We start from the raw sequence: 12,804 nt of genomic DNA, 5'->3' as shown, positions 1-12,804 counted from the left end.
TGTAGTGCCTAACTTCGGTTGGGTGCTACATTTGTTTTTTCAGGAGGTATGAGGGAGTGCCCTTTACATATAAATTGGAGTCTTTTGAGGGTCCGCTCGACCTGCTGCTCCATCTCATTGATCAATCCGAGATTCAAATTCAAGATATCTCGGTTCATGAAATTACGGATCAATATATGGAGTATCTGCAAAGCATGCAGGAACTTGAGCTTGAGATTACGAGCGAGTTTCTGGTTATGGCTGCAACACTCTTGTCTATGAAATCTCATCAGCTTCTGCCAAAGCCCCCGGTAATGGAGTGGGAGGAGTTCCCAGATTACTATGATGATGAGCCTGATCCTAGAGAAGAGCTTATTCGCAAGCTCATTGAGTACCGCAAATACAAAAACATTGCTGAGCAATTAAAGGATAAGGAATTAGAACGAGGTTTGATTTTTTCAAAGGAAGCAGAGGATTTGTCCCCCTTTATGCCATCAACGCCAAGCAACCCTGTTGAGGGGCTTCATATCGATGATCTTGTTCAGGCCTTCCAGAAGGCGCTTCGCAAAGCCTCGCGACGAGATCAGGTCGCTACCATTCATCGCGATGAGATATCAGTGAAGGATCGCATAAGGGACATTATTACCACACTTAAGCCAAGCGGGAGAGGCTCTAAAGTGATGTTCTCCAAGCTGCTTGACGAGAGCATGTCTCGGCATGAGATTGTCGTTACGTTCCTTGCATTATTAGAGCTGATGAAGATGAAACAGATAAAATGTTATCAGGATTCATTATTTGAAGATATTGTGATTCAATGGCATGGGGAGTTGGATGAAGGTGGAATTTCAGAAGTTGAAATCGATTATTGAAGCGCTGCTGTTTATGGTAGGGGAGGAAGGCCTCACTTTAAAGCAGCTTGCTGAGATTACAGAGATGCGGCAGGAAGTGGTTGAAGATGCGATTCATGATTTTAAAGGAGAACTGGAGCGAGACAAGAGAGGGATTCAGCTTGTAAAGATAGCGGGTTCCTATCAGTTAGCTACCTTGCCTGAGCATGCTCCATACCTTGAGCGAATGGCATATTCGCCGTCAAGATCTTCTCTGTCTCAAGCGGCGCTGGAGACGCTGGCCATTGTTGCATATCGCCAGCCGATTACACGTGTGGACATTGAAGAAGTTCGAGGTGTAAAGTCTGAGCGAGCCATCCATACGCTTGTCAACAAAGACCTGATTCAAGAGGTCGGACGCGCTGAAGCGATTGGAAGACCGATCTTGTATGGGACGACCAAAGCGTTTCTTGATTATTTCGGATTAGCTGATTTGTCTGAGCTTCCAGAAGCCAATCAATTTGATGCTTCGGAGGGGCTTGAGGAGGATACGAACCTTCTGTTCGAGAAATTAAATAATAGGCAACTAACGATAGACGATGTAGGAGGCGGCGCTTAATGCATATCACCTTTCATGGGCATTCGTGTATTCAACTGCACGGAACGGACCACAATGTCATCATCGATCCCTATTTGACCGGCAATCCGCAAGCAACTGTTCAGGCAGATGACATCAAGACCGATTATGTACTATTGACGCATGGGCATGGCGATCATATTGCTGACGCGGCAGCTATTGCAATATCTAATGATGCACAGCTTGCAGCCATTGTTGAACTAGCAGATTATATGGCGCTGCAAGGCGTAAACAACACCGTCGGCATGAACTTAGGAGGAGGAGCATCACTGGCCTTTGGAAATGTGAAGTTCGTACCGGCTCTGCACAGCTCTTCCTTAACAGTAGATGGACAAACGATCTATATGGGCAATCCGGCAGGCCTCGTTATTCAGATGGACGGATTAACGATTTATCATGCAGGAGACACAGCCTTGTTCAGTGATATGAAGCTAATCGGGGAACGGTATCAGCCGGATCTCTCGTTCTTGCCTATAGGCAGTTTCTTCACGATGGACCCAGAGGATGCGCTCTTTGCTGCCCAATGGACAAAGTCTAAGCACGTTGTGCCTATTCATTACAACACATTCCCGCCTATTGTGCAGGATGGACGAGATTATGTAGAGCGTCTGCAAGGCATGGGGATTCACGGTATTTATATGAAGCCAGGCCAGGTGTTGAATACGGAGCAATGGTCTGTACAAGAGTAGATTAATCGTTCAGCATATTGCTTTCTTTGAGTGTGCAGGTAAGTAAAGATGAGGTGTGAAAATATCAATCTTGTTATATGCATGATGGATAACAAGCCAAGATGGAACATTTGGTGCTCTTAAGCGTCAATTTCTATCTTGGCTTTTTCTTTTGAAATGGAAGAATGAGCGTTCCTCTCGTTGGTCATAATATCCTTAGAATGGAAAAGGCAGGTGTCGCGATGAGCGTGTGGCTGTGGACTCTGCTAGGCATCCTTGCCTTTGTGCTGTTGGTCGTAATAAGCTTTCTGCTATCCCATGCTGAATGCAAAATCGTCATACAGAAGTCAGGCAGACATGAGCGGATCTGGATTGGAATTCGAATGTGGTATGGGTTATTCAGGTGGCGATATGAAGTGCGCAGTGTACAGTTCAAAGGGGTGAAACATGTCGACCTAGGTGTTAAAAAGAAGCAGCGGCTTAGCCCAGTTAATCAAGGCAAGGCGAAATTGAATATGAATGTTGACCTGTCAGTCTTGCTGGATATGGTTGATCTATTAAATTGGCTCAAAGTGGTGAAAGTAGATACGTTTATATGGGATACCGAGATTGGTCTCGACGAAGCTCCTTTAACTGCAATGGCTACAGGAGCAGTCTGGGGAAGCGTAGCATATGGAACGGGTCTATTAACTCAATATTTAAGTTTTCACACGATGCCTAGGCTGCAGGTTGAGCCGAATTTTCAAGAACTGTGTTTTTCTACCCGCATGGTGTGTATATCCCGTGTTCGTATTGCAAAAGCTACTGCTGCAGTAGTTACGCTTATATTTCGTTTGCTGGACTTCAAAGGAGGACATAAGGTATGGCAGAACATCCAATCGAAGGGTTAATGAGGGCGGCCTTAGAAAATATAAAAACAATGGTTGATGTGAACGCGATCGTAGGCGATCCTGTTCAGACACCTGACGGAAGCGTAATTCTTCCGATTAGCCGAGTGGCACTTGGGTTTGCAGCAGGGGGAAGCGATCTCAAGATTGTTGAACGCAGAGATAAAGATAAAAAACACGAAGATCAACACTATTCAGACCACACAACCAAGCCGTTTGGTGGCGGTAGCGGTGGTGGATTATATATTACACCGATTGCCTTTTTGATTGTGGGCAAGCAAGGAGTTCAAGTGGTATCCGCAGATAATCAAACGCATCTTATTGAAAAGCTGATTGATGCTGTTCCACAGGTTATCGACAGAATCGACGCTTTGTTTCGAGGAAAAGAAATGAATAAGAATGATCATCATGAGGATATTATTATTCCATGATGGATTGCTCAAGGCGTCAACTCCGTTTATGTAGGCTGTGATCGAGGTCCGATCATGAAACAAAAGCCTTGGCAAATGGAATTGACGCATTTTTTTCATCTTGATGTGCTGCTTAAGACAAGGTGGACATACCTTGGAGCTTGGCTGCATACAATGAATTAACTTCTTAGGTACAGGCTTACATCTCAAGGAGGCTCACATGCGAAGAGCAAGACGACAACTTTATATATCGGCAATAGCAATAATGATCGCTACTATTGGTGTAGTTAACAGTGCTCAAGTCCATGCGGCACATGCAGGCATAGAGGCTATTACTGCAAAAGGAAAGGCGAAGCAGCAAGAAGGAAGCGGGTTGCCTAGAACGAATGCAAGGGCAGCCTCGCTTATTGATGTGGAATCAGGACGGATCCTGTATTCGGAGCAAGGGGATGTGGAGCTTCCGATGGCGAGCACTACGAAGATCATGACAGCGGTTATTGCGATAGAATCAGGGAAGCTTCATGAGATCGTCAAGACAAGCAATCATGCAGTTGGAAAAGAAGGCTCCTCCATCTATCTGCGCTTAGGCGAGAAGATGAAGCTTGAGGATATGGTATATGGGCTCATGCTTCGTTCAGGCAATGATGCGGCTACCGCCATCGCTGAGCATGTAGGAGGCTCAGAAGAGGGATTTGTTTATCTCATGAATGAAAAGGCTAGAGAGCTTGGACTTGAGCATACTTCCTTTCGCAATCCGCATGGTCTAGATGCGAAAGATCATTATACAACAGCGAATGACTTAGCTAAGATCACCGCCTATGCGCTCCATAATCCAACTTTTCGAAATATTGTGAAGACGAAGGTTAAGACCGCCCCGAATCCGAACGATGCCTGGGATTACAAATGGTTGAACAAAAATAAAATGCTCTCTCTCTATGAAGGCGCAGATGGAGTGAAAACGGGTTACACGAAGACGGCGCTAAGATGTCTCGTTAGCTCTGCAACACGCAATGGGCAGCAACTGGCCGCGGTTACGCTAAATGATGGCAGTGATTGGGTAGACCACAGCCGGATGCTTGATTATGGGTTTACGGTGTATCCAGCACAGCAGATTATAAGAAAAGGCCAGCAGATTGAAGGAAGCGATCTTGTATCGCTGCTTGAGTGGAGTTATCCGCTATCTAATGAAGAGAAAACTCGGATTGCAACCAAGATTATACCAAACCAGCCAAGCAGCCCGGAGTACAAATTCGGCTCGCCAGCAAAGCTTGAGATTTGGCTTGACAATGAGCGGATCGGACAGGTTCCTTTAAGAGCGAAGTCTCTAGACAAGAAGCAGTTAGATTAACATACAAATCGGTACATCATTCGCGAGAGGGGAGAGGATCGCGTTGATTAATGCATTATGGATATTTATGCTGCTTGTTGGTTTTATTGCAGCCGCCGCACAGGGACGTATTGAGCTTGTAACCGAGGCGGTCTTTGATGGGGCAAAGACGGGAGTAGGTGTGAGCTTTGGCTTAATTAGCGTAATGGTTTTTTGGCTTGGCATGATGCGTATTGCAGAGGATGCCAAGCTGTTGGAGAAGCTTGCCAAACTGCTAGGTCCAATCGTGGGTTTCCTGTTTCCCGATGTTCCTAAAAATCATCCCGCGCTAGGATTCATTATGTCGAACATGAGCGCCAATCTGCTTGGTCTTGGCAATGCAGCAACTCCAATGGGGATTCGAGCAATGCAGGAGCTGCAAAAGTTAAATCCGGACAAAGAGACTGCTTCTCCAGCGATGTGTACGCTGCTTGCCATAAACACAGCCAGCATCACTTTAATTCCAACCACACTTATCGCGATTAGAATGAACTTCAATTCCGCTAACCCTGCAGAGATTGTCGGTACGACCCTTATTGCAACCATGATCGCTACAGCTGCAGCCATTATTGCAGATCGCTGGTACCGCAATCGCCATGCTCCGCCAGCAAAGAGATCAACATCACCTAAAATGCCGTTAGAACGAACAGGATAACGAAGACAGCTTGACCACCATGGGGAGGAGGGAAGGCGGTTGTATTCGATCATATCGGCCATATCAACATGGGCCATTCCAGCGATTATTGTGTTTATTCCTTTGTATGCATTTTTTCGAAAAGTGCCGGTGTATGAGTCGTTTGTAGAAGGTGCGAAGGATGGATTTCAGACCTCGATCAACATTATACCGACATTGGTTGGCATGATGGTTGCAATCAGCGTATTCCGAGCCTCGGGAGCCATGGACTGGATCTTGGGTTTCTTCAAGCCCTACTTGGAATGGATGGGTGTGCCAAGCGAGGTGTTTCCGCTCGCGTTTCTGCGTCCTATCACTGGAGCAGGTTCCCTTGCCTTCACGACTGACCTCATCAAGAGCTATGGCCCTGATTCCATGATAGGACGCATTGCATCAACCATTCAAGGAAGCACAGATACTACCTTATACGTGCTAACTGTTTACTTTGGAGCAGTAGGTATACGAAAAGGGCGATACGCCCTTAAGGTTGGCTTATTCTCTGATCTAATTGGATTTATTGCGGCAGTTATGATTTGTCTCTTTGTATTTTCCTGATCAAGTAAAGCAGCATCGTTAGAATCCTAGCAGCATCTCCGACGCCTCTGGCTTAATGCTGGAGGCGTTCGTCAATATAAGGCAAAAGTTTGAACTTTCGCTTGTGGTCTTGTTCACAAACAGATATGATAAGGGTTGAGGTGAATAGCAAACATGGAAGAAAGACTTCAGAAGATCTTAGCAAATGCAGGTGTGGCGTCACGGCGCAAGTGTGAACAATACATCCTTGAAGGAAAAGTTCAAGTTAATGATAAGGTTGTTACGACGCTTGGGGTTAAGGCGGATCCGGATACAGATGTGATTACAATTAATGGAAGACCGCTCAGGCAGCCTGAGAAGATTGTCATTGCGCTCTATAAGCCAAAAGGTGTTATTACGAGCATGTCGGACCCAGAAGGACGCAAAACCGTTAAGGATTACCTTAAAGGAATTAAGACGCGTGTGTATCCGATCGGTCGATTGGATTATGACACAGAGGGTCTGCTCTTATTAACGAATGATGGAGAGCTTGCCAATCGCTTGATGCATCCTAGGCATCATGTAGGCAAAATGTATCTGGCGACTGTTAAAGGGGTTCCGCATGGGGACGATTTAGACAAGCTGAAGCAGGGGATTATGCTTGAAGATGGCATGACTCAGCCTGCAGAGGTGGAGTATTATGACGTCAATCCCGACAAAAATGAAGCGACAATCAGCATGATCATTTATGAAGGCAAGAATCGTCAGGTTCGCCGCATGTTCGAGGCGATTGGACATAAGGTAACGCTGCTAAAGCGCGTGCAGTTCGCCAATATTACGCTTCAAGGGCTTGCTAGAGGCACTCATCGCAAGTTGACCAAGTCTGAGGTTAATGAATTGAAGCAGTCCATCAAGATTGACAAGGATACGAAGCAATAGCGCGGTCGAGATGACGACTGCCTAAAGTTTAAAATTTGTCAATCTATGACACATAATTTTCATATTAAGGAAGAGGTCAGCCCTTGCTAATGGATTATAATGGATGGAAACGATGTCGTAGAATTGTCACGAAATCGTTGCTCATTTGTGAAACAATTCATAGAAAGGGCGATCTTTCATGGGAAAACGCAACAAAGTTGTACAGATTGCCATTCTTGCGGTCATTCTAATCATTGGTGGATTTGCGATCGTTCCTTCGTTGCTTCAATCGAATGAAGTGCCAGTTGTGGGCAGCTCTGTGCCCAACATCAAGCTCCAAGAGTTGAACGGTGATATTCAATCCCTTTCCGATTATAAGGGCAGTATTATGGTGCTCAACTTCTGGGGAACCTGGTGTGAGCCATGCAAGCGGGAGATGCCTGCTATGCAGAGCGCCTGGGAGAAGTGGAAGGATAAGGGCGTATACATTGTCGGCATCAATTATGGAGAAGATGCGCTTGTCGTATCGAATTTTATCGAGAAGATGGGCGTGGAATTCCCAATGTGGCTTGACAGCAAGAAGACGGCAGCCAAAGCCTTTGGCATTCGCCCCCTACCGACTACCTTTTTTGTTCAGCCTGACGGCAAGGTGCATGCGATCAAGCAAGGAGAAGTAACCGCTGAAGAGCTGGATGCTTATCTAATGCAAATGATCGATGCAGCCTCATCGTGATAGGGGGGGACTTGTTATGGCCTTTCAGAACACGAAGTGTGAATGCGGGCATCAGAATGCTTTGGGAACCGTATTATGCGAGCATTGCGGCAAGCCTTTGACCGAGGAGAATTCCAGCACAGAGATCCTTGAGATGCGCTATGATGGCGTTGCGCGCAAATCTCAAAAGGCCAATCCCGGAATCATTGATAGGGTGTGGAACTTCTTTTCCTCCGTAAAAATTGCCGTGATTTTGATTGTCATTACATTAATAGGCGCTTCGCTTGGTACCATCTATCCGCAGGAAAGCCAATTCATTAACTTGGATGCCTCCATCTATTATAAGGAGACTTACGGGACGCTTGGGCATATTTATTATTTGCTTGGTTTGTCTCATACATACGAATCTTGGTGGTTTATTCTGCTGCTTGTGATGATTGGAGCTTCTCTTGTCATATGCAGCTTGGATCGGGTGCTTCCTTTATATCGAGCGCTTCATAAGCAGAAGGTTCGCAAGCACGACCAGTTCCTAAAGCGCCAGCGTGTGGTGGTCGATGCTGATCTGCCAGAAGGGATTGCCGGACAAGAGGCTTTGGAGCAGATTGGAAGCGCATTAAAGAAGAAGCGCTATCGGTTAATTGCAGAAGATGGAGCACTGATGGCTGAGAAGAATCGTTTCAGCCGCTGGGGACCTTATATTAATCATATCGGACTCATCATTTTTTTGTTAGCGGTGCTGGCTCGGAGCATTCCTGGATGGCATATGGAATATTATGCAGCTTTTCCGCAGGGGACGCCTCAGCCAATCCCTGACACTTCGTATTATTTACAGAACGATAAGTTTACAGTTGAATACTACAGCGATGAAGAGATGCCTGAACAATTCGTAGAAGAAGGAAGGATCATGCCCAAGCTGTTTGAGACGAAAGCAACGCTGTTCCGATGCACGGCTGACTGTGATGATCCCGTGAAGGAGCCGACGCTCGTTGAGGTAGCAAAGCATGACATTCGAGTCAATGATCCTTTGGAATACGATGGTCTTATGGTATATCAATACGACTTTGACCTTACACCTAAGCTTGTAGCTGTTAAACCGGTCCTAAAAGATGCCAGTAGCGGTGAAGTGCTCGGCTCTTTTGAGGTTCAAATGAGCAATACGGCTTCCACTTATGAGATCGGTCCATATACACTCGAACTCAAAGAAAAGTATCTAGACTTTACGCTCGACGAGAACGGTGAGCCAAGGACTCAATCGCCAGAACCTAATGCTCCAGCATTTGTGTTTCTAGTGAGAGGCCCAGGGCTTGAAGCGCATGGTGAGCCTTACATGTACTTTCCGCTGCAAAAAGACAAGCTGCGATTCAAAGAAAATGTACTGAACAAGGACATCATGCAGCATATCATCATCGACGTGGAATCCATGAACGATGTAACGATATCAGACTCCAAGAGCTATCTTAATGTTCGAAAAGATACTGCGCTTCCTTGGATATGGGTTGGCGCGGCGATCAGCATGATCGGCTTGGTAATGGGCTTCTATTGGCAGCATCGACGAATGTGGCTCAAGTTGGACGGCAATCATCTTGTCCTTGGTGCCCATACGAATAAGAATTGGTATGGCCTACGGCATGAGGTTGCACGCGTTCTGCAGGAGATAAGCATGGAAGTGGATAGCAAGGCAATTGATCGTGGGGGGAATAAGGCGTGAACTGGTTAGCCTTTAGTCAGGATTCGTATCTTGTAGCATTCTTCTTGTTCTGTATTGGATTTATCAGCTTCGTATTTACAGTTGCCGGACGGAAAATGAAAACCAAAGATCCCGCAGCACATGAACAAAAATGGGGAAGAATATCCTTTAGTATAGCCCTTCTTGGATTTGTTGCTCAGCTTGCCTATTTTATTACACGCTGGATTGGCGGCGGACACATTCCTGTCAGCAATATGTATGAGTTTATGTCATTTTTAGCGATGATGATCATCGGCGCTTATATCGTTATATTCTTTATCTATCGCTCCTATGTTATGGGGGTATTTGCACTTCCGCTCGCCGTGCTCATTATGGCGTATGCGTCTGTGTTCCCGAGTGAAGTTCAGCCGCTTATTCCTCAATTGGACTCGATTTGGCTGAAAATCCATGTAACCCTGGCAGCTGCTGGTGAAGCATTCTTCGCAATTGGATTCGTTGCGGGACTCATGTACTTAATTCGAACCGTTCAGTGGGATAATTCATCTGCCAAGCGTGCACAGCGTTCGCTCGAAGTTATTATGGTGCTGATCATGATCATTGTAGGGTTTGTTGCAGTGGTGTTTGGCTATCGTTCGGCAGATTATGAGGTTGCTATTGATCAAAGGCTAGAGACAGTTGACAATCAGGGTCAGATCAATAGTACAATAGAAACAATTATGTATAAAATGCCACCTCTCATTGCTCCATATCAAGGAGAAGTGAAAGAAGATCAGAAGCTCCTAGGCATTAAGCTGCCGCTTCTGGAAGCTCCTAAGTGGATGGAGGGCGCTCAGGCGGGAAGAAAGCTGAATACAGTAGCATGGTCCATCCTATCAGGGCTGTTGTTGTATGGTATTGTAAGACTCATTATTCGCAAGCCGATCGCAAGAGCGCTGCAGCCTCTCTTGTCTGGGCTTGATCCAGAAGATCTTGATGAGATCAGCTATCGAGCGAATGCCATTGGCTTTCCTGTATTTACGCTAGGAGGGCTCATCTTTGCCATGATATGGGCTCAGATTGCCTGGTCAAGATTCTGGGCGTGGGACCCGAAGGAAGTATGGGCGCTGATTACGTGGCTATTCTATAGTGCATATTTACATCTCCGACTATCACGCGGCTACATTGGGGCCAAGTCCTCGTGGCTGTCCGTGATCGGATTTATTATTGTGATGTTTACCTTGTTGGGGGTGAACCTCATTATTTCCGGACTGCATTCCTATGCAGGCGTGTAAGCAGCAAGTCATGGAAGTTAATTGAGGCTAACATCAATGCACGTTACCGATCTGGAAAGGGGTATTTTCATGACCGAACACGTGAATCGTATACTCGTTGTTGATGATGAGGAACGAATCAGAAGACTACTGAGAATGTACCTAGAAAAAGAAGGGTTTGCCATTACGGAGGCTGAGGATGGAGAAGAAGCTCTTCGTCGAGCCATAAATGAAGATTTTGACTTGATACTCCTTGACCTGATGCTGCCAGGCATTGACGGCATTGAGGTAACAACAAGGCTTCGCCAAGTCAAATCCACTCCGATCATTATGCTCACTGCAAAAGGTGAAGAGATGAATCGGGTGCAAGGCTTCGAAGTTGGGGCAGATGACTATGTTGTCAAGCCTTTTAGCCCGCGAGAAGTCATTTATCGCGTGAAGGCAGTGCTTCGACGCTCTTCTGCGACTGCCTACTTATCTAGTGATTCGAAGACAAGCAATAATATCGTGTTCCCTCATCTTGTGATTGAGCATGATGCTCACCGCGTAACAGCGGGAGGCCAAGAAATCAGCTTGACGCCGAAGGAGTATGAGCTATTGCATTATCTTGCGGTGTCCCCGGACAAAGTGTATTCGAGAGAAGAGCTGCTTAAAGATGTTTGGAATTACGAATTTTTTGGCGACCTTCGCACTGTCGATACGCATGTGAAGAGACTTCGTGAGAAGCTGAATAAAGTATCTCCGGAAGCGGCTTCGATGATTACGACTGTATGGGGAGTCGGCTACAAATTAGAGGTGCCTAAATAACGTGAGTTTTTGGCGAAGTGTTGTTGGTAAGCTGTGGATGACGATTATTGGGCTTGTGGCGTGCGTGTTGTTGTTTCTAGGCATTTATTTGCTGCCTTACATAGACAGCAACTTTGCCCATCCAAATGATATTAAGCGACTGTTTATTTATACGGCGATTATTGGTTTTTCGCTTACGACCTTTTTTGCCTTTTTCTTATTTACGAAGATTACGCAACCGCTAAGGCAGCTTAAGGAAGCAGCCGATACCATAACACAGGGTGATTATACGAAGAAAGTGGAGATCCGCTCCACGGATGAGCTTGGAGAATTGGCAAGAACATTCAATCATATGGCTGAGGAGCTGCAATTTGTCATTCAGGATCTTCATCAAGAGAAAGAACATCTGTTCAGCATCCTGCGAAGCATGACGGATGCTGTGATAACGTTCGATGCTGATGGTAATGTGCTGCTTGCGAATCCTCATGGACAAGTGAATCTAAGCCGATGGAACTCGCTGGAGTGGGATGAGGAGGAAGCTGCGGATACGAACGCAGTTCCTGGACCGCTTCGTGCGCTCTATCAGCAAGTCCTTCAGGAAGCGACCGAAGTTTCGGATCGGATACATGTGAAGGAAGAAGTATGGTCTGTTGTGATGGGCCCTCTTTATAATTCAGATCGGGTCCGGGGCGTCGTTGCCGTGCTCCGTAATGTGACGCAAGAAGTGAAGCTTGAGAAGCTTCGCAAGGACTTTGTAGCCAATGTTTCTCATGAGCTTAGAACACCATTATCCATGCTTCAAGGTTATTCAGAAGCACTGCTCGACGACATTGTTTCTTCTCCAGAAGAACGAAAAGAGCTTGTTCAGGTCATTCATGACGAGTCGCTGCGAATGGGCCGCTTAGTTCGAGATTTGCTTGATCTAGCGAGAATGGAAGCAGGTCACATGCAGATGCACTGGGGTCGAGTAGAGGTAAATGGTATTATTGATAAGGTAACTCGCAAATACAATGTCTTGTCTAGTGAACGAGATATTGGCATTGTCTCACAATGTGAACAGGACTTGCCTGAGCTAGAGCGTGCTGATGAAGACCGGCTTGAACAGGTGATGACCAATCTGATGGATAATGCCTTTAGACATTCTCAATCTGGCGAACCGATCATTCTGCGCACCTATTACGTGCCTGCAACACTTCAGGATGAAGCGAGGGTGTGGATTCACATTCAAGATCACGGACAAGGCATTCCGAAGGAAGATGTTCCGTACATCTTTGAACGCTTCTACAAGGCAGACAAAGCGAGAACAAGAGGCACGGCAGCTGGAACAGGCTTGGGCCTCGCCATTGTACGCAATATTGTAGAAGCTCATAAAGGGGTTATTCAGGTTAGCAGCGACCTTGGTAAAGGAACGACCTTCTCGATTGGAATACCAGTGTCACCTATTGTTGAAGAAACGATGATTATGTGAATAAGGACAACGATTAAAGAAGC

Annotated in this window: 14 protein-coding genes; all 14 read left to right on the top strand. The window is 46.1% G+C overall.

The window, feature by feature from the left end; translation table 11 throughout:
* Window positions 1–56: 56 nt before the first annotated feature.
* The 14 genes from B9Y93_RS07785 (at window position 57) to B9Y93_RS07720 (ending at window position 12,781) form a co-directional block, all read left to right on the top strand.
* Window positions 57–848 carry a segregation and condensation protein A gene (locus B9Y93_RS07785; RefSeq protein ID WP_085493721.1) on the top strand — a complete coding sequence of 264 codons (792 nt, stop codon included), beginning with the start codon at window positions 57–59 and terminating at the stop codon, window positions 846–848.
* On the top strand, window positions 817–1,425 hold the full coding sequence (gene scpB, locus B9Y93_RS07780) for an SMC-Scp complex subunit ScpB (RefSeq protein ID WP_085494019.1): 609 nt from the start codon (window positions 817–819) through the stop codon (window positions 1,423–1,425). Before B9Y93_RS07785 ends, scpB begins: the two co-directional genes overlap by 32 nt.
* Window positions 1,425–2,132, top strand: coding sequence for a metal-dependent hydrolase (locus tag B9Y93_RS07775; RefSeq protein WP_085493720.1), 708 nt, complete (start codon window positions 1,425–1,427; stop codon window positions 2,130–2,132). The genes scpB and B9Y93_RS07775 overlap by 1 nt, the downstream gene beginning before the upstream one ends.
* 221 nt (window positions 2,133–2,353) lie before the next feature.
* Window positions 2,354–3,001: a DUF2953 domain-containing protein gene (locus B9Y93_RS07770; protein ID WP_176228869.1), complete on the top strand. Its 648-nt coding sequence runs from the start codon at window positions 2,354–2,356 to the stop codon at window positions 2,999–3,001.
* Window positions 2,974–3,429, top strand: a complete 456-nt coding sequence (gene ytfJ / locus B9Y93_RS07765) for a GerW family sporulation protein (protein WP_085493718.1) — start codon at window positions 2,974–2,976, stop codon at window positions 3,427–3,429. Before B9Y93_RS07770 ends, ytfJ begins: the two co-directional genes overlap by 28 nt.
* 199 nt (window positions 3,430–3,628) lie before the next feature.
* Window positions 3,629–4,756 carry a D-alanyl-D-alanine carboxypeptidase family protein gene (locus B9Y93_RS07760; RefSeq protein WP_244903313.1) on the top strand — a complete coding sequence of 376 codons (1,128 nt, stop codon included), beginning with the start codon at window positions 3,629–3,631 and terminating at the stop codon, window positions 4,754–4,756.
* A gap of 67 nt (window positions 4,757–4,823) precedes the next feature.
* Complete coding sequence (locus B9Y93_RS07755; protein ID WP_370738989.1) at window positions 4,824–5,429, top strand: nucleoside recognition domain-containing protein; 606 nt, start codon at window positions 4,824–4,826, stop codon at window positions 5,427–5,429.
* A gap of 39 nt (window positions 5,430–5,468) precedes the next feature.
* The gene (locus tag B9Y93_RS07750) at window positions 5,469–6,002 is read left to right on the top strand and encodes a spore maturation protein (protein WP_085493716.1); all 534 of its coding nucleotides are present in this window, start codon (window positions 5,469–5,471) and stop codon (window positions 6,000–6,002) included.
* Between the two features lie 153 nt (window positions 6,003–6,155).
* Complete coding sequence (locus B9Y93_RS07745) at window positions 6,156–6,899, top strand: pseudouridine synthase (RefSeq protein ID WP_085493715.1); 744 nt, start codon at window positions 6,156–6,158, stop codon at window positions 6,897–6,899.
* A 178-nt stretch (window positions 6,900–7,077) separates the two neighbouring features.
* Window positions 7,078–7,611 carry a thiol-disulfide oxidoreductase ResA gene (gene resA / locus B9Y93_RS07740; RefSeq protein ID WP_085493714.1) on the top strand — a complete coding sequence of 178 codons (534 nt, stop codon included), beginning with the start codon at window positions 7,078–7,080 and terminating at the stop codon, window positions 7,609–7,611.
* A 16-nt stretch (window positions 7,612–7,627) separates the two neighbouring features.
* Entirely contained in the window at window positions 7,628–9,298 is a 1,671-nt protein-coding gene (gene resB / locus B9Y93_RS07735) for a cytochrome c biogenesis protein ResB (RefSeq protein ID WP_085493713.1), read from the top strand.
* The gene (gene ccsA, locus B9Y93_RS07730; protein WP_085493712.1) at window positions 9,295–10,548 is read left to right on the top strand and encodes a cytochrome c biogenesis protein CcsA; all 1,254 of its coding nucleotides are present in this window, start codon (window positions 9,295–9,297) and stop codon (window positions 10,546–10,548) included. Before resB ends, ccsA begins: the two co-directional genes overlap by 4 nt.
* A gap of 69 nt (window positions 10,549–10,617) precedes the next feature.
* On the top strand, window positions 10,618–11,334 hold the full coding sequence (locus B9Y93_RS07725; RefSeq protein WP_085493711.1) for a response regulator transcription factor: 717 nt from the start codon (window positions 10,618–10,620) through the stop codon (window positions 11,332–11,334).
* 1 nt (window position 11,335) lies between these two features.
* On the top strand, window positions 11,336–12,781 hold the full coding sequence (locus B9Y93_RS07720; RefSeq protein WP_085493710.1) for a HAMP domain-containing sensor histidine kinase: 1,446 nt from the start codon (window positions 11,336–11,338) through the stop codon (window positions 12,779–12,781).
* Window positions 12,782–12,804 lie beyond the last annotated feature (23 nt).

Source organism: Paenibacillus aquistagni (genome assembly GCF_900177815.1).
GTDB lineage: Bacteria > Bacillota > Bacilli > Paenibacillales > Paenibacillaceae > Paenibacillus_B > Paenibacillus_B aquistagni.
This window is presented reverse-complemented; position numbering and strand designations above follow the sequence as displayed.

Excerpts from the sequence above, each read along its gene's own strand:
- B9Y93_RS07770 (WP_176228869.1), top strand. The coding sequence starts at position 2,354 with ATGAGCGTGTGGCTGTGGACTCTGCTAGGCATCCTTGCCTTTGTGCTG.
- resA (WP_085493714.1), top strand. The coding sequence starts at position 7,078 with ATGGGAAAACGCAACAAAGTTGTACAGATTGCCATTCTTGCGGTCATT.
- B9Y93_RS07755 (WP_370738989.1), top strand. The coding sequence starts at position 4,824 with ATGCTGCTTGTTGGTTTTATTGCAGCCGCCGCACAGGGACGTATTGAG.
- ytfJ (WP_085493718.1), top strand. The coding sequence starts at position 2,974 with ATGGCAGAACATCCAATCGAAGGGTTAATGAGGGCGGCCTTAGAAAAT.
- B9Y93_RS07760 (WP_244903313.1), top strand. The coding sequence starts at position 3,629 with ATGCGAAGAGCAAGACGACAACTTTATATATCGGCAATAGCAATAATG.
- resB (WP_085493713.1), top strand. The coding sequence starts at position 7,628 with ATGGCCTTTCAGAACACGAAGTGTGAATGCGGGCATCAGAATGCTTTG.
- B9Y93_RS07725 (WP_085493711.1), top strand. The coding sequence starts at position 10,618 with ATGACCGAACACGTGAATCGTATACTCGTTGTTGATGATGAGGAACGA.
- B9Y93_RS07745 (WP_085493715.1), top strand. The coding sequence starts at position 6,156 with ATGGAAGAAAGACTTCAGAAGATCTTAGCAAATGCAGGTGTGGCGTCA.
- B9Y93_RS07775 (WP_085493720.1), top strand. The coding sequence starts at position 1,425 with ATGCATATCACCTTTCATGGGCATTCGTGTATTCAACTGCACGGAACG.